This is a genomic window from Wolbachia endosymbiont of Wuchereria bancrofti (assembly GCF_002204235.2).
Lineage (GTDB): Bacteria > Pseudomonadota > Alphaproteobacteria > Rickettsiales > Anaplasmataceae > Wolbachia.
Genome location: NZ_NJBR02000047.1, coordinates 1 through 18,146 on the forward strand (window position 1 = coordinate 1; position 18,146 = coordinate 18,146).

The following is an 18,146-nucleotide window of genomic DNA, read 5'->3' on the forward strand; positions in this document are numbered from 1 at the left end:
CATTATACTTAACATGGAAACAAAAGGAGCTAAACCCTTTCCATAATTTCCTATCTATCGTCTCTCACACCGCTTAGTGAATGGATACAGAAAATAAATTTATTAATGATATACGTAAATATTTAACAAACCGTGGACTCAATGGAAAACTTGAACTAGAAGACTACCTTGATAAAAGTGATATTACCAAAAGTTTGACCGGAATAGAACTGAGGTCCATCAATGAAGAATATATACAAGTTTAAGTTGATAGAGAAAGAAAAATTACTTTTGCTATGCCGTAAGTACGTTCCAAGATTACACTAAAGTTTTTACTGCACTGAAAATCTTCGCTTTTTCTAACCTCTAAAATTATCAATGCATCGTCACTTAACCATCCTGAATTAGCCAATCCGTCTAAAGTTGAGTTAACTAGATTACTATAATAAGGCGGATCTATAAAAACTATGTCACATTTTGAAATAGGTTTTGGCAATGCGTTAGCACTGCAACAAATTGGTGTAATACTGTCTGTAATACCAAGATCTTCTGCCGTTTTTTTAGGTAATTGCAAATTGTAATAGTCTGAATCTACTATGAATGCATGTTTAGCACCGCGAGAAAGCGCTTCAAATGAAAAAGAACCACTTCCACAGAATAAATCAAGTATATTCAAGTTGTAAATAGTTTTTTTTGAAGAGAGTATGTTAAATACTGCTTCTCGGACAATGCTCATAGTTGGCCGCGCAGCTAAATGCTTGCCTGTGGCTATTTTTCTTCCACGATATTTTCCTGCAATAATACGCAGCATACTAAATGAACTCCAAAGTAACCAATTATTTAATAATACATAATTAATGCCAATACGACTTTAGCAGATTAATAAGAAGATACCACCAGAATTGCTTACGTTAAACACAAGATCAATCAATCACTTTTTTTTGATTTATCAACTATATCGATTGCATGACCAATCTCATCCTGTAAGTCATCATGGTCATTCTTTTCATCATGGGTTAATCCTTCAATTCTGCTTTCTAACTCCAACTTAATCATAGTATTAATTTTGTCTATGTTATTGAGAAAGCTTTTACATTCTTCATCGCTATATTTCTCACCAGATGCCCTTTTTTCGATAAATAGACTTTTAAATTCTGCTAAATTAGAATTCTGGTCGTTATTGAGTACAACATTTCTCTCGATGAAGCTAAGATCTGACAGCAGTAAACTAACTTCTAATAGATCTTCGCTTTTAATATTTACAAGATCATCAAGATTGTTTAAAACATCAAGCACCTTAAGCTCTTCCTGCACAATTTCTTGATCTTCCTGATCAAATTCAGACAACAATCCCCCATCATTTACGAATTTCTCACTAAGAGCTTTATCTAGCTTTGAAAGATTAATGTCATTTTGCTTAGTGTTATCCAGCAATAAGTCCACTCTTGCTCTGCGCGCGTTCAAAATGTCATCATAGTCATTTAACTTTATGTTACCATAATTGTCTTGTTGCAGTTTATAATAATCAAAGCCCTTAAAATTTTTCTTACTAGTTTTCATTGTTATCCCTATTCATTATTTCTACCTTTTGTTAGCTTATCCGATACACCTCTTTTTATTAATTCATTCGATAGATTCCTGTCTTGTTTTAAACCTGGTGTACTAGGTTGACTGTTATTATCTTTATCTTTATACCTCTCCGGTTTCCTCTTGCGCCCTATGGTGTCATCATGAAGTTTTTCTAAGAACGCTTTCCTGTATTCTTTTATCCTATAAAGTAGATTATGGTTATAGCCATGCTTTCCTATAGAATCAAGACCATGTCTCCAAGCAAACTTCATGGCATCTTCTATTGTGTAGCCCAGATGTGATCCTACATATCCTTTGTAATAATCTAAATATCTACCAATCCTTCTGTGTGTGATATCTTCTTTATCAACTCCAAATGCTCTGTAAATTTTTTCTTCGAGCTTATCAACGTCATTTTCAGGTGATATTGTAAATTTTGTTGCCTCAACCGTAGCACCTACAAGCTTACGTGGTATATCAATAGCATGTTTCAATACACCTCCCACCCTTGGTATTCTGCCTAATAAATTAGCTGTACCTCCAGCCAACTGGTTAGGGAGCCCAGTAGCAAATTTACTGAGAGCATCTAACCTTCCACTAACTGCATCTTGCCACAAATGCTTAGGCATAGAAATAGCATGCATTAAGCTAATGTTTTGTCCACCTACTTTAAATGGCAAATTAACTTGGGATAATATACCACCTCCTTCATACATTTTAGATATATTGTAAACGCTGTATCCACCACCAGCTATACTTGAGCCTATTTGTTGTACGAACTCACGTAAGGAGAACATTAAAAATGAAAGTAAGAATAATACAAAGATCTCTCCTGCATTGATTAAATAACCTCTCTGTATGTCTTGTACCCTTTGGTAATCGCTATTTTCTTGATAGCCTTTGTAATCTTTGCATCTCTGACAGTATTCACCATTAGAATCATGGATTTTCAGTATTCTACAACCTTGATTTTCTACCACACTCTGCACTAAAGACCTTATTTCACTTTTTAAATTTGGTCGAATGATGCCCTTTCTGTGGTCGCCTATTATTTCCTCATAATTTTTGCATTTTTCTTCATGTTGTTGAGATTGACAATAACGCCTTTTTACCTCACCACCTACCTTTTTATCTATACTGTCAATCAACAATAGAATATCAGCCTTTTCTACTGCATGTAGTAAACTATTTGTTAAACGTACTAGGTCTTTTGCACTGCAACTATCATCAACTATAATGTCATTTTCTGCTATATAATGGTCCGCTGGATTATCTTTAGTGCCAGGAATTGGATTGAAGAAAGGATAATCTATGTAACGAAAACCTTTTATATATGCACCGCTTTCATTTTTAGGGTAATCCGGTGGGAGAGGGATATATCCAGCACCTCCAGTAAATTTTATTGTACCACCTTCTCTGCTTAATTTTTCTACACCCTCTATGCTTTTGTCTACATTCAGTGGGGAAGCCTCTCCAATAGAGTAGGGCACAAAAATTTGCCCAGGAGTCCAACCAAAGTATTGCTTATCGATGATACAAAAACCGCCAAATACCCATTTTGGAGCACATAACCTCACTTCAAACCACTTATTGTAGCATACAGTGAAACCTAACTGTCTGTAAAAGGTATTCATTATGATTGCAGCTAGCAATGACAGCAGGGTAAATATTATAATTGATTGCAAACAGAAACTAATACAAAATTTTATCCAACCTTCAAATAAGCTCTTTAGCGGTGAAAATAAAATAGAGATTAGAAACAGTGGCATTATAGCTATAAGAAAAGCTATACCTACAAAGCCCGAAAGAAATATTATGTAAGCATACAAACACAACAGAAAATATAAGACGATCCCTATGAAAATTGCTGGTACCATAAGAATACTTGCCCACATCTGGTAATGCAAAAACGCCGCAAACTTTTTCCAAACGGAGTAAGCAAAAAACTTGCCAAACATATCTTCCATAAAGCTAAACAACTTAACACGAGCTTCATCTCCTTGAGCAATGCTTGAATCACTTCCGGTGTTCATGTTGGGAGCAAAATTAGTAATTATACTTATCAATTGTTCAAGGCCTTTAACGAATAAAATAAGAAAATGATCATAGAAAAACTTGAAGCTTCCAGGAGATATAAGCACTATTACTAGAGTGATTTTCATCATCCTGATTAGCATATCATGCTTAGTTTCTCGTATCATACCAAAAAGATAAAGAAGCGATGAGATTACTATGAATAGAACAAGCAAAGAAAGAACAAAATTGTGAAAGCTCGTGCTTTTTTCCGCTATGTTTTGAAACATAGCTTGTGCAGCTGCAGGATCTTTACTGTCAAAATGCTTTTCACAATTTTCGTTAATCAACAATGCACATTTTAAATAGTTATAAACGTAATCAAAAAACCCAAAGGTACTTGGCTTCTGCACTCCACTCAAAAATTCAAAGGAGTAGCCACCTACATTATCTAAGTAATATCTGTCTAATATTTTTACATATATTTTCCATCCCTTTTTTAATTTCACTGTATCACAATTTTGGTCCTTTAATTTAGTGCTATTTCTTTCTAGAGTAAACAGTCCACTTCCGTCTTCTGCCGTAGAGTTGTAACCTAAATGTACAGTGGGAAATGAAGGATTACGCATTGATTTCAGACTTTCATTAGGGTTGCCATCACCTGATTTAAATAGAAGATAAGCGCCATAACCTTTGGTAAACCAACATGGAGCCCCACGTGACACTGTACTCTTGCTATCATCTTTATTAACGCAGTTACAACTCACAGTGCAACTTGCGTTAAGATTACTTGAAATGTTCTGTGGTGCACTAGGTTTATAATCATTACAAACCAAGTGAAAGTTAGGTAAACTATTATCACCCTGTTCGCCTTCAAATCTGGTTGCATATTTTAGCTGCTCCAAACTTTGCAAACTGTAACTATCTTGAGATTCTCTTTTGTTATTATTACTCCAAGATGTCCATGCACCATTAACTCGCACTATTAAATCATCTCCATTGGTTTCTAGTCCAGTATCTTTCCATTTCACCACTTGGTTATGGTGAAAACCATAATTAATTTCGCCAGTATTAGGGTCAATAATTTCTCCATCATCTGGAAAAAACGCATTATGACCGATTGGAAAATGAGCACCAACTGTAATAGGTTCAGGACCAAAATAGTCGGCAGATATACATCTTGGAAAAGGCATATCATGCTTATCACAACCTGTTATCAGCACATAAGCTGCAAGAAGTAGTAACCTAAACCAAAATTTGCTTAAGCGTGACTGCATATCTAAACTTTTTCCAAATATAGAAATAAATTTCTAAAACTTCATTTAAAATATCTTTTTAATTAGTCACCACATGATAATCATATCCTCTCCTTCTAATTCTTTTTCTCATCCCCCTTAGATTGGTGATCATCACTAGAAGTGCTCGTTGCTCCACCAGAATCTTCTTGATTACTGCGTTTTTTTTTGCCCGGTGCTTTTAGTTGTTCCTCAGTTTGTTTCTGCTTTTTCTTTGCATCTTTCCCATCATCAGGTTTTTCTTTGTTTGATACGTCTGATAATTTCTCAGTTTGGCTTTCCTTGGGCGTTGGAAGCTGAGCTTTAATTTCTGCTGGATCTTGATGTATAGCTCCTCTGATCCGTTTAATATTTCCTTGAGTATCACGATCAAGGCCAACAGTTGACAGTATAGATTGTGATGCACTACTGGCAACATTACTCACACCATTTATAATTCCATAACCAGCACCAAATATCGCTTGCGCTATGGCTTCTGATGCACCAACAAAAACTTCCATTGTGCCAGCAATAATTAGGTATATAAATGCCTGGATTAGATCTATAGGCAATGCTGCAAAGTGTCCACCAGTTCTTTCTCCGGTGTTGAGTGCAACATCAACGCTAGTACCAGGATTGTATCCAAGAGGTAGTATTGATTTCATAATACAAAGATCGTACGATAAGAAATTTACGCTAATTAAGCATTGGTAGCATGCAGAAAAATTCGTGAGGTTATACAAGGCTGAATACATCAATTGGTTTAAAATGGATAAAGATGAAAATAAGACCACTGGTTGCACTACAACATGAGCCAGAGTTTTTATCCAGTTGTCAAACAGAGATTTAGTCTGTTGAAATAAAATAAATATAATAAATAAAGGTGTTAATGACAGCAAAAACGCTACTAGAATAGTAGATATTACATATTTAAATGTAGCACTAATAATACATTGTAAGAATGTAAAACTAGCATGGAGTATTATCAGGAAAGCTATGAAACCAAAAGGACCAGCGAGCATTAATGATAGAAACTTTAACCAAGTCTCTCCTGTGAATAATACTCCTGCTGTTAAATCTAAGAATGCAAATCTTTCACTTCCCTCTCCTATGTAGCCAGAGAAACTATCAACTAGATAAGTGCTACCATCCATAAAAAGTTTGGATAAAGTCATGCCAAAAAGTTCCCAACTTCTGTCACTAAGGGCAAAAGCTATAAATGCTATCTTCATCATCCTTACAATAAAGTCAAATTTACTTAGCTGTATTATTCCAAGCATATAGCCAACAACAGTAAATATAACGTATAGAGTAAGCAAAGCCCTTACTCCTTGAAGAAGACTTTTTGTATATCCTTCATACGAAACTTTAACGCTGTCACCAATTACTTCTTTTTTTATAAAGTTAAATATTTTGTTTATATTTGATGAAATAAAATCGTTAATCTTTCTTTTTATAAATAAGGTTATAATATACTTATTGTTTTCATAATATCTGCCATTTTTGTCTGTAATATCATCTTTCTCTGCACTTCTTACATCAATACCGAAATATATCTTTTTAGATTCTCCGTCCCGAAAATGTTCTCCACTTATTACATCTAATATAATGTATTCATCTTTTCCCTTTCTTACTCCTACTACTTGAAAATCACTGGTTCCTACACCGCGCAAATCTTTAGGTGGCTCATCACCTAAGTACATATATAGTTTTTGGCCATTAATATACTCACATGACCTAGTTACTTCAACATGGTAACCACCCCTATTATAGTAGTAATGACCATAATCTGCAATAGCAAGCATTACACTACTATTAGGTTTTACATCTTCCATATCTATTGCGTAGTCATGGTTTAATCTTAAAGAAAAATGCCTAAAATTATCGTTTAACTCTGAGCATACCAAGTTCTCATGTGCTCCTTTTCTTTTTGGAAGACATTGGATACCTTTAGCAGTGTCCTTCATATCATAACGTTCGCTTCCAGGAATGCTTGCACCATCTGGATCGCTTATCTTTGCAACAAGAGCCTCAGCTCTGGAAATATCCTTATCCTCTTCTTCATCTTTATCTCCGCTATCTTTATTATTTTCATTAACTTGCTTAGTATCTTGCTTATTTTGTTCAGTATTTTTCAGTCTCTTTTGAATTTCTTCAAGATAAGAATACATATCACACTTATTCCCTTTATCATATTTATTATACCTTATAGAAGAAACACAGTTCCGTTCTTTGTTTTCATGTGAACTATAATTCCATATACCCCTCTCAGTATAGCACACGTTTTGATAGTAACAGTTAAGCTCATAAGAACTGTACTTCTTTATCTCATTAGAATCGCATTTTCCTCCTTTGCATAATTGATCTAACTCTATTTTAGTAGAGCTCTGCTTTTGTACCTTGTTAAAGTCGCAGTCTTTCCCATCACATAATTCATTTAACCCTATTTTAGTGCGACGTAAATCGAGCAACGAACCATGCATCCATGGGCTTTCATCTTGAATATAGCCTCTATTAAAATGCACTTTATTATCATATGGAGTGTAGCCATTTCCAACTAGCACTTCTCTTTTTTCCATATTTTCTTTGCTGAGCTGTGGAAATTTTTCTGCAGTTCTTTTACCATTGTTCTCACAATAAAACGTTCCTCCATTGAGCATGTCTTTTATTGTAGCTTTATCATCTCCTTTTTCAGTTCTATAACAATTATCATCAAAACTGATGCCTTTTCCTCCTGGATTGCCATGATCAATTGTTATCTCTCTAGGAACTAGTCTGAATCTTAGCCTATCACCAAAATTTACTTTGATTCCAGTATCAACATAACGTCTCTTGCTGTAGGATTGGCTGTTTCCGAATCCTACGTTTTTACACACTTCTTGTTCGTTAAGGCCAGAATTATTAATTAATTCATCACTGTAACTTGGTATTGAACCATCAGCACAAAATACAGCAGGCACAAGTACTTTTCTTGGATTTTTGTCTTCTTTAAGAGGACAAAAATTGATTGATCCATCGAGAGTAAATTTGATTTCCTCACCTTTACTGATTACTTGACCGGAATCAACCCAATGAATTTTAGTACCTTCATCAGCTTTATGAACTGGAACATCCACATTAACACTAGTATTTCTGCTCTGCAACCCAGGTTCAACGCAATCTATGTTGCAACCAGTAATTGTGAAATATAGTATCAACAATAGCAATCTTTTGTTTATCATGACGGACCGCTGCCTCCTCCTGTAGGTATTCTAGGCACTAGAGCCCTTTGCGGTATTTGGGCTTTTTGGCTTGGTGCACCTGATTGTTGAGGAGCACCCCCTTCTTCGCTTCTTTCTCTTCTTTGAACGCTTTCCTCGTCTAACCCTACTGTTCTCATTAAACTCTGTTGACATTGTTTTCCAGGTTCACTCATTACATAAACACTAAATAATGAGTCGGATATTTTCGAAGAAGCTTCAACTAAGGCTTTCATAGCGTGACCCAAGATAACAAAAGCTATCATAGCAGTGATGTTAGGTGTATACTTGGAAGTATACCCGTAGAAAATACAAGACTCAAAAATTTTTAGGTTGATACTAAGTATACATGTAGAACAGGCTTCAAAATCAAACACTGAATATATGATATAATCCATAACTTGAGTTATCAATGATATAGAAATTAAAAGCACTACTGGATGAATCGCAAATCTTGCCAAGTGTTTGACCCAGTTGCGAAACATCTGCCTAGTGTACGCAAATAGAAGGCAAATAATAAAGAAAGGTGCTAAAGATAGCAATAGCACAACTATTGCTATGGATGTAATAAAAGAAAATAGGGCATTAAAAATAGATGAGCTAACTGTTATTAAACCCCAAACCACCAAACAGAAAGATACAATGCCCAAAGGGCCGGAAAATATAAGAGATACTATTAACAACACTGAATGTGATGATAAAAATCTATTTAATGGTAAATCAAGAAACTCAAAAACATTTGATGTTGTGCCCCTGAAGTTTGCTATTTCTATTAAATGTTTTGGAATGTTAATAAAAATAGAAAATGCATTATTATAGAAAAAATTCCAACTATCATCCCGTAATAACTGGGTAATAATTCCTATCTTTACGCATATAATTAAAAATTCATATATAGAAATATGAGATAACCCAAAGAAGTAATAAAGGGTATATAAGATTATATACAATACTAACAGCAATACTATTGTAGATCTAATGGTTTTTGCCTTGCCCAATGATATGAAACTCTGGTAAAGAGACTTGCCAGGGCTAGTATCAGAATGAATTGCGTTAGGGTCTTTGTAGTTAGAGCCAAAAAATGTAGTCTTTACTTTCTCATTAAAAAAATTATATATTGCACTGAAGGTTTTTATAGGTGGCTCTTTGATTGTCAAGTTGATGTTAAATTGACCTTCATTTTTCTTATAATTGCAACCGTGATCTCTTATTCCGTAATATATGATGCCGCTTTTGCCTTTTAATTTTTCTTTTAAGTCTTCCATATACTGAGTATCATGAACTCCACTAACATCCACAGGTATATCCTCCTGATTTTCACCAGGATTATGCTCAGGAAATTTGTCAGAAATGCGTATATATAAGTTATTTTTTAGGCTATGTTTTTTTGTTACTCTTATGTTGAAACCACCCTTGCCACTGCTATCACCTAACCTAAAAGTCAATTTTGGTACTGGATGATCATTATCTATTTTGTAATCACAATTAGTACATATGCCACCTGTTGGAACGGGTTCAAATTTTTCACCATCCATATTAACATTTAATAATGCAATATCAGTTTTTATCCGCTTTTCCTTTAGTATTTTACTAATAGCTTCAACATCAATAGATTTACCACTAGTACTATTAATGGACTGGAATATCTTACCTTCTATACTATTGTATTCAATATACACACAACCTTTGTTTTCGTTGCCAGAAGCAAATTTACATATATGTCCGCAGAGTAAATTTAAAATGCGCGTATCTACCCCACCTTTCTGATTATTTGAAAGACTACTGCAGTCTATGTTTCCTCCTTGCCTTATAGAGTTGATGATATTTTTAATTTCCTCCTCATCTTGATCTAACCTCGAAAAATTTGGATTCCAGTACTCTTTTCCGCTCAACCATTGTAGGTTGCCTACAATATATTTATTAGGACATATTGTATACTGATATTTTTCACCCTGCCATATTGCCTGACATTTATTTTGATTTAAAACATGTGCAAAATATTCTGTTTCTTGCTCTCTACACTTTTCATCGATTTTTATATACCTGATTGTATCATCTTTTTTGTCTTTACACACTTTACTTCCAATGACACTGAAGCTTATCGAATCACCTGCTCTAAGCGCAAATGGTAATGTACGTGGGACTGTACCATTATCTATTTCAGGACTAATTGCAAAATCTTCATACTGGGGACAAAAATTAACCTTGCTAGGCACTATATTAATTTCCGTTACTTTTATTCTATCTGAAATGTAAACACCAGAGTCAACCCACTTCTGTTGTGTCGAAACTACATCTAATTTTTCGCGTAAGCTCGATAAGCTCTCTGGTTTGATACAGCGATCCTCGCAACCAGACAACAAAAAGAGTACTAATATCAACAAAAACTTACGCATAGCTTACCAAGTTCTGGTTACTTTAATATTTAAGCATTTGTTACCCATCTTTAACTTCCAGTAGAGTTAGCAGCTTCACTTTCACTGGCAGCACTTTGTGCAGTGTCGGCAGTACCTCTAATAGCTTCTCCAGTAGCATCAGCAGCTTCAGAACTAACAGTTGCAGGGGATTGTCCACTTTTATCATCAGCATTTCCAGACGCAAGAGCTCTAGAGTCATCCCTTGCCTTCTGAGCTTCTTTAGCAGCTCCAGCAGCATCCCCGGAATGAGCTTTGCCAATAGTTCCAGCAATAGCTTTAGCTACAGAGAAAGCTTTGGACATCATTTTTCCAGGTGTAGCACCAGAACCGAGTGCCGCCCTGTGATTACCAGAAAGTTCTGCAGCCATATCAGGAAGGATGTTTAGGAAGTGATAAAACAGGAACAGTATTAGAGCTAATTTTAATAATTCTCCGATGAGAGAATTACCAAACTCCATGTACGTAAAATCAAATAGACCAAGTATGTTGCTCTTCTCCCATTTGTAATTTTGCATCATGCATGCAAGAGTATTCTCATTTTTATCACATTCACCACCTCTCAATTTAAACCACTGTTTTTCGTTGCCTAATATTTTTATCTTTTCTTCTTTTTCAAAATGTAAATTTTTAAAATAGATTTTATCACATGCTATGAACATAAAGGACAAAAACGCAAAAAGCATAACTGGGTATAGGCTATAGGTAATCAATTCTCTTAGCCACCCATCGAAATACCCTTTAGTGTGTTGGAATAAAACCATAGGGATAAACAAGGGTGATAAAATGATGATTATGCTTAAAGCAATGAGGGATAGGATAAACACATAGCACATCCATAAAATAACCATCATCATCATAATAGCCATGAATATAGCGACAAGGGCTACTAAAATTTGTCCACCAGCGCAAATAATACCGATTACTGAACCTGCAACTAACAAGGCAGGAGCAGCACCTAGTAAAATAGCCAATATTCCTACATCTCCAGTACCAATTTTGCCAGCAATTCCATCCAAAGGTGCACCTAGATAAAATAAAATTCTACAATCAAGCCTATCCCAGGGTGCGAGATAACTGTAATTTGTTGTATCATTTTTGTAATCCTTCGCTTCATAATTACATATACCTTTACTTTCAGATGATGCTTTTAATACTATCTCTGATAAACCGTTCGAAAGTTTTGTTAATTCTCCATAATAATGAGACATGGTATTGCCTGTTGTAAAGTAAATCACTAAAGCAAACTTAATGATCAACATATACATTTCTTGAGGACTATGAACTCCACCAGACATAGCTTTTATAGAGAACAATATTAAAGCTAAAACCAAAACAGCAGTGATGGTGTTCTTCAGCCTTTTCTGTGCTACAGATATAAAGCTTTCACCATTTGGTGTACCTTTACCTGCAACTAAATTATCTAACGATTCCTTAATGCATTGCACTATCATAGAGGTTATAGGAATAGGAGCTAATGATTTACTTCCGGCCTGATTGTGGCAAGCTTCAGAGACATAAGAGCTGAAACAGCCTTTATTGTCGTAACCTACAAAAATTTCCTTTTTTTCTTCCCTTTCCCTTATTAGAGTTTTGTAATCTTTACTCTCATTTCCTTTAAGAAGGTCCTTAATAGGGTTTGGGTCTGTGATAATTATGCCACCCTTATTTTTAAATTTCATCTTAGATTCATCACACATAGGGGCAAGTGGGTCAGGTGGCAACTCTGTACATCCCATATCAACTCCTTGCGGCCAGGGAGTCATTGAGATGCCAAGCGTACTAACACTGGCTAACTCTACACACAACTTGCCCATCTTTCTTAGTGCTTTGAATGTTGACCCATGTATGGTTTTGCTCTGTCCAGCTTTGAGGACTTTACAGTCTAGGTCGCCGTCAACTTTTGGAGACCATGATCCATCTACATATCCAGTATCTTTCTCCCTGACATCAAAGTTTATATACTTATCTTCCCCTCTGCGATCGAAATCTTCCTTTTTAAAAAGATTACCAAATGTTAAAGGGTTTCGATGACATACTTCTATATATTCACTATACTGCACACTATTTTTTGGCCAGTAATAACTTCCTGTATTGTTCTGAACATTTGGGTTCAAAGCTTCTCTTTCTGCTTTTTTTCTATCGTAGTCTTTTTTGTTTGCATTTTTCCGAGCTTCATTTTGCAAACAAGAAAAATACTCATCTTCTTTTTGATAATTCTTATTAGTACAATCCGCATACCCTCCATCTAATAGTGCAAAGTCCTTATATCCCCCATCATGATCGCGCGCAACTGGATGTCTAACAAAACTATGCTCACAAACAACAAGTCCTCCTATCGCTTTCCAAACCCCAACAATTGCAGCTATCATTCCAACGATAACAAGAGCAGTAAATAATCCAGAGGAAGAGAAGATCAAAACAATGCCAGTCCATACTGCACCAACGGCAATTGCTATTCCTGCAATAGCTGCAGCTGTTTTAAAAGCCCCACAGTCAGGATTAGAGGCGCGACTAAAGCTGCCAGCAAAACTAAATCTGCTAACAAATTCCGTCTTGTCAGTACCACTTACCCCGTCTGCAAATACTGGACATGAGAGTAAAAAATCTATATTTAGTAAAAATACTGCAATTAATAGCAATGACAGTTTAGTCTTAAACATTTTTTACCTTCTGATAAAATATAGGCAACCATACTTTTGGGTCATCCCCGACTTCTTTTAATATATCATGTAACAGTATGACACTCTCTGCACGTCCAGATAATACGTTGACTATATCATCTAAACCTTTTAAGTCTATTCTAGCCACCACAGCATTAATCCCTTGTTTTACCAAAAAAAATCTAGTACTTGGGTCTGTGTGCTTGATTAGTATATACTCGCGTTCAGTCAACATAAAAACATTCCGATAGACACTAGTAGCTTTTAGATTTGGCAAAAAAATCTGTGTTGCTGTTTGCTGTACAAGTGTATCACTAATAGCACTTTTACTTGCATCTTCAACGCTCTGAGTAGCAAAAACCACAAAAGCATTTAATTTTCTCAGCACTTTCAACCAGTCCTTTATCTTAGGTGCAAAAACTGGATTATCTATTAATGCCCATGCTTCATCAAGGACGATAATAGATGGAGTGCCATCAAGAGATATACTAATCCTGTGAAATAAATAAATCAAGACCGGCCCAAGAGCAACGGGATCTTTGAGCAAGCTAGCCATTTCAAAGCCAAATACTCTTGCTTTTGAAAAATCTAGCAAATCTTCTTTATTATCAAATATTGCAGCATGAGAGCCATTACCATGCCACATAGATATCGCTCCAGCTAGAGTATTAGAACCTGCAAGCCCTAAAAATGGTACTAGGTTTCTTAAGAATCTGTCTTCTTTTCTTAATTTAAAATTTCCCTCAATTGCATCATTAACTCGCGTAATATCTTCAGAAGTGAATTTATCATTATATACTGAAATTAAAGACTTTATCCACTCCATTAAGAATGTTCTATTGTCAGGAGTATCGTCAAGTTGTAGGGGATTAAAATTCGTCTTAGTTCTTGGTTCTATTAGAGTATAAATACCACCAAGTGCTCTTAGGAAAATCTCTGCACCGCGGTCTTTGTCAAAAAAGAATATTCTTGGAGAAAATTTCATTGCTTGGGCACATAGGAAATTCATTAAAACAGTTTTACCAGCACCAGTTGGACCAATTATCATAGTATGTCCAACGTCCCTTATGTGAAAGTTGAAGAAAAATGGAGTGCCAGATGTTGTGTCAAAGACTGTTACAGCATCTCCCCAGTGGTTATTGAATTTATTACCGGTAGGATAATTATGTTGGGATACAAAGCCAGCCAAATTAAGACTGCTTATCGTACCTTTTCTTACTATATAGTCGAAATTACCAGGAATTTGTGCCCAAAATGCTGGTTCAAGATTAACTTTTTCACGAATAGGGTAAACACCACAATTAGAAAGCTCAGACTCTACAAACGATAAAGCATTATCCAATGATTTGGGGCTTTTTTCTATACATAAGATAGTTAAGTGATGTTCACCGAACACAATTCTACCACTCATTGCATCATCAAGTGCACGAGAAATTTCTGCGATTTGAGAAATAGCTTTATCCGCAGATTGTATCATCCGATTTTGCTGTATCTGCATTTTGGCAATTGCCATTTGTCTATTTGTAAACTGGAAAGACTGTGTAATAATAAATTCATAAGGAAGCTGTAAAAAGTGGTCAAGCATTCCTGCAGAAGTATTATTTCCATATTCTTTGATACTAACTATTCCAGCGTATTTACTCTCATTATGAGTTACAACCTGTATCATCTTACGGCCAAAAAACAACCTATGTACCGGTAAGTATCTTGATATTTCAGTTTTTAGCGGAAGGAGTGTGTTTGTAATGAAGCCACAATTTACGATCCTAGATAGGAATTCCATTATTTCACAGAACAGACCATTTGGGGTTTCTTTTACTCCAAGGATTTTGGGCGAATAATTTCTAAGGTTCGTCATTACGCGGTTCGTTGTTTCTTCTAAATCCTCATAGGTAGCACGCATATCGCTTTCCCAAGCATGTTTTGAAGTTACATGTCCAAATTTCTTTAGTAGATGCGATAAAAATTCTACTCCTTTTGTGTCTGCTCTACGAATAATTGTAATATATAGATCATTAATAAATGACTGCCTTGTTGCGTGTTTTTCTCTCCATTTTAAATTTACGTGATTAGCAAAAAAGTTTGGAAAGTTTTGACTTGCAAATTCATCAGAAAAAATATTTTTCTTACGTCTGATAGTATGAAAATATAAACCAAATGCTGGAGATGAAATGCTTCTCAGCATCTGATTCCTGATATTGTTCTGTATTACCAGATCTTCATCATCGGCTGTTTCAAATGCAAAGCCGCTTAACTTGATGAACTTAACTAACCAATCTTGTTTCGTTATCAAGGTCGTACTATTCCAATAGCAAGAATAAGGAATAAATTCAGCAGCGTGAACTTCCCTGCTTAGAATAGATTTATTCTTTGATTGAATGGCTCTAAATCTCAACATTGCATAACATTAAGTAATGTCGTAAGAATTGGCTCCATAGTAAAAACGATTCAAACATTTAGAGCATTTTCCTAATTTTACCATAAATAATTCAATAAACAACGGTTCTTTTGCAGAAGCTATATAACCAAGCCCATGTATCCCTGGTAACATCAAAAGAATTATTCTAAGATCGTTTGAGTTGATAAAAATTAGCATACAAATTAGAACGTTTAGTATTGCAAACATGTAACTCACACCAAAAAGCATTGCAGGTCGTGTAAGACCTTTAAATAACTGATCTGTCTGTATGCTGCCTGTGGACATATATACCCTTCTCACTAATAGCTCTAACACTAATACTACATCATTAATTAAAAATCCATTGAAATGAGCAGTATTTTAGGTAAGATGATTAATTTAATCTCAATGATAAGCTGGCCGTTTCAGGAAGTAGAAAAGGTATTGCAAGAATTTCCTGATAAAAAAGAGATAATATTTGAAACTGGCTACGGGCCTTCGGGTTTGCCGCATATTGGTACTTTTGGAGAAGTTTTCCGTACTACAGTTGTTGCAAATGCACTGAAGAAAATAGCTCCTGAAATAAAAACCAAAATTATTGCAGTTTCCGATGATATGGATGGTTTACGGAAAATACCAGATAATATACCAAATCAGGAAATGCTAAGAGAACATTTAAACAAGCCGTTGACTATGATACCCGACCCATTTGGCACTCATGAAAGTTATGGCCATCATATGAATTCGCTGTTGTGTAAGTTTCTTGATCTATTTGAGTTCGAATACGAATTTAGAAGTGCTACAGAGTGTTATAAGTCTGGTATTTACGATGAAAAACTTTTGCTCCTGCTAAAAAATTACGATAAAGTGATGGATATAATGCTCCCATCATTCCGAGAAGAAAGACAGCAGACATATAGTCCATTCTTGCCTATATGTCTGGAAACTTCTCAAGTTTTACAAGTTTCAGTAATTGAAAGGAATACAGATAAAGGAACAATCACATACAAGGATCAAAACGGAGAAAAGATAGAAATCCCGGTGACAAAAGGCAGATGTAAATTGCAATGGAAACCGGATTGGGGAATGAGATGGGCCACATTTGGAGTCAATTATGAAGCTCATGGCAAAGATTTGACTCCATCTGCTGTGCTTTCAAGTCAAATATGTAAAATACTTGGAGAAAAGCCACCGCTTTTGTTTTGTTATGAATTTTTCCTTGATAAAGAAGGAAAGAAGATATCAAAATCAAAAGGAAATGGCATTTCAATTGAGAAGTGGTTAACTTATGCACCAACAGAGAGCTTAGCATTATACATTTTTCAGAGCCCTAAAAAAGCTAAACGTCTATATTTTGATGTAATACCAAAATCAACTGATGAATATTTAGAGTTTGTTAAGCGTTACAATGAGGGTAAAGAGAAGGATATAAATAATCCTGCCTGGCATATTCACCAGAGTAAAGTTCCAAATGTGGAAACTTCAGGTATAAATTTCTCATTGCTCTTAAACCTAGCAGCAGCTTGTAACGCTAAAAACAAAGAGATTCTTTGGGGTTTTATATCCACTTATACACCGAACGTTACACCAGAAAGTAATAAGATGCTAGACAGGCTTTCAGATTTTGCAGTTAGATATTACCATGACTTTGTTAAGCCAATAAAAACATATAAAGCTCCAAATGAAAAAGAGAAAGAAGCGTTACTAGATCTAAAGAATATCCTGTATTCCTTGCCTATTACAGCCATTGCTGAAGAAATTCAATCTCAGATCTTTTCCATTGGGAAAAAACACAATTACAACAATTTACGCGATTGGTTTCAGTTGCTATATGAAACGCTACTTGGCCAAAAAACCGGACCAAGAATGGGATCTTTTATTAAACTTTATGGAGTAAATAATACAATTTCTCTTATAGACAGTGCTATTGGACGTACACTTTAGAGTTCTTTATTTTATTCTAGTTTTTTATTGAATATAAAAGCCCACTTTACAGACCTTAAGAACCCCTTATATGGGGATGTTTTAGGCCTAAAATTTATCTTTAATCTTTATTTAAGCGACAAAAGCACATTATTAAACTAGGTGTGTTATGTTTAATTTTTCTTATATAGACCACTCCATGTCTTTATAAATTTTTATCTACGTTAGCTGAATCTCACTTATTAAGTAATGTAATAAGCACCAAGTTTTTGAGAGAACAGTAAACAACTCACATTGCATTGTTCTTTTTGTCCTTTTTAAGGATTAGTTAAAAAACCAACTAATCTTCTTTTTTTATAAAGAAATTATTGAAAAACTTCTACATTACCCTTATCGTGACGTTATGGATATTTACAATCCCAAGGTTGACTACTTATCAAGCATATACGACATTAATGCTAAGTTCCTACAAGAGATATGACTAGGGTTTCTTTTGCTCTTTTCCTGCTTGGTGAGTTTCTTAATATTTGTGGCTGCCAATATCCCAGTGCGTGATACTAGCTTCTCATACTGGAAAACCATAGGATGATAGAAAATAGTAAATAAATTTACTAAGATTCTAGTGTCACGCACTGGAATGACATCGTTTACCATTAAACATTGATGTTATAATA

10 protein-coding genes are annotated in these 18,146 nt (G+C 35.0%); 2 read left to right on the forward strand and 8 right to left on the reverse strand.

Annotated elements, in window-relative coordinates; all coding sequences use genetic code 11:
- Positions 1-80: 80 nt before the first annotated feature.
- Entirely contained in the window at positions 81-245 is a 165-nt protein-coding gene (locus CCY16_RS05535) for a hypothetical protein (protein WP_179946037.1), read from the forward strand.
- Here the strand turns inward: CCY16_RS05535 and rsmD are convergent.
- From rsmD to CCY16_RS02765, 8 genes are all read right to left on the reverse strand, one after another.
- On the reverse strand, positions 242-790 hold the full coding sequence (rsmD, locus tag CCY16_RS02730) for a 16S rRNA (guanine(966)-N(2))-methyltransferase RsmD (RefSeq protein WP_088414775.1): 549 nt from the start codon (positions 788-790) through the stop codon (positions 242-244). The two genes, CCY16_RS05535 and rsmD, sit on opposite strands and share 4 nt — an antisense overlap.
- A 116-nt stretch (positions 791-906) precedes the next feature.
- Positions 907-1,539: a WD_0853 family protein gene (locus tag CCY16_RS02735; protein WP_088414777.1), complete on the reverse strand. Its 633-nt coding sequence runs from the start codon at positions 1,537-1,539 to the stop codon at positions 907-909.
- Positions 1,540-1,547: 8 nt separating this feature from the next.
- Positions 1,548-4,838, reverse strand: a complete 3,291-nt coding sequence (locus tag CCY16_RS02740; protein WP_088414779.1) for a TrbL/VirB6 family protein — start codon at positions 4,836-4,838, stop codon at positions 1,548-1,550.
- Positions 4,839-4,933: 95 nt separating this feature from the next.
- Positions 4,934-8,056 (reverse strand): TrbL/VirB6 family protein, encoded by a 3,123-nt coding sequence (locus tag CCY16_RS02745; protein ID WP_088414781.1) that lies wholly within the window; start codon positions 8,054-8,056, stop codon positions 4,934-4,936.
- Entirely contained in the window at positions 8,053-10,470 is a 2,418-nt protein-coding gene (locus CCY16_RS02750; RefSeq protein WP_143696902.1) for a TrbL/VirB6 family protein, read from the reverse strand. The genes CCY16_RS02745 and CCY16_RS02750 overlap by 4 nt, the downstream gene beginning before the upstream one ends.
- Before the next feature lie 50 nt (positions 10,471-10,520).
- Positions 10,521-13,151, reverse strand: a complete 2,631-nt coding sequence (locus CCY16_RS02755) for a type IV secretion system protein (RefSeq protein WP_088414783.1) — start codon at positions 13,149-13,151, stop codon at positions 10,521-10,523.
- Positions 13,144-15,549, reverse strand: a complete 2,406-nt coding sequence (locus CCY16_RS02760) for a VirB4 family type IV secretion/conjugal transfer ATPase (RefSeq protein ID WP_088414785.1) — start codon at positions 15,547-15,549, stop codon at positions 13,144-13,146. The genes CCY16_RS02755 and CCY16_RS02760 overlap by 8 nt, the downstream gene beginning before the upstream one ends.
- Positions 15,550-15,558: 9 nt before the next feature.
- The gene (locus tag CCY16_RS02765) at positions 15,559-15,855 is read right to left on the reverse strand and encodes a type IV secretion system protein VirB3 (RefSeq protein ID WP_011256995.1); all 297 of its coding nucleotides are present in this window, start codon (positions 15,853-15,855) and stop codon (positions 15,559-15,561) included.
- A gap of 63 nt (positions 15,856-15,918) precedes the next feature.
- On the opposite strand from CCY16_RS02765, the gene CCY16_RS02770 reads away from it, so the two are divergent.
- Positions 15,919-17,493 (forward strand): lysine--tRNA ligase, encoded by a 1,575-nt coding sequence (locus CCY16_RS02770; RefSeq protein ID WP_088414787.1) that lies wholly within the window; start codon positions 15,919-15,921, stop codon positions 17,491-17,493.
- Positions 17,494-18,146 lie beyond the last annotated feature (653 nt).

Coding starts and splice junctions, on each gene's coding strand:
- CCY16_RS02735 (WP_088414777.1), bottom strand. CDS start 1,539: ATGAAAACTAGTAAGAAAAATTTTAAGGGCTTTGATTATTATAAACTG.
- CCY16_RS02770 (WP_088414787.1), top strand. CDS start 15,919: ATGAGCAGTATTTTAGGTAAGATGATTAATTTAATCTCAATGATAAGC.
- CCY16_RS05535 (WP_179946037.1), top strand. CDS start 81: ATGGATACAGAAAATAAATTTATTAATGATATACGTAAATATTTAACA.
- CCY16_RS02760 (WP_088414785.1), bottom strand. CDS start 15,549: ATGTTGAGATTTAGAGCCATTCAATCAAAGAATAAATCTATTCTAAGC.
- CCY16_RS02745 (WP_088414781.1), bottom strand. CDS start 8,056: ATGATAAACAAAAGATTGCTATTGTTGATACTATATTTCACAATTACT.
- CCY16_RS02750 (WP_143696902.1), bottom strand. CDS start 10,470: ATGCGTAAGTTTTTGTTGATATTAGTACTCTTTTTGTTGTCTGGTTGC.
- rsmD (WP_088414775.1), bottom strand. CDS start 790: ATGCTGCGTATTATTGCAGGAAAATATCGTGGAAGAAAAATAGCCACA.
- CCY16_RS02755 (WP_088414783.1), bottom strand. CDS start 13,151: ATGTTTAAGACTAAACTGTCATTGCTATTAATTGCAGTATTTTTACTA.
- CCY16_RS02740 (WP_088414779.1), bottom strand. CDS start 4,838: ATGCAGTCACGCTTAAGCAAATTTTGGTTTAGGTTACTACTTCTTGCA.
- CCY16_RS02765 (WP_011256995.1), bottom strand. CDS start 15,855: ATGTCCACAGGCAGCATACAGACAGATCAGTTATTTAAAGGTCTTACA.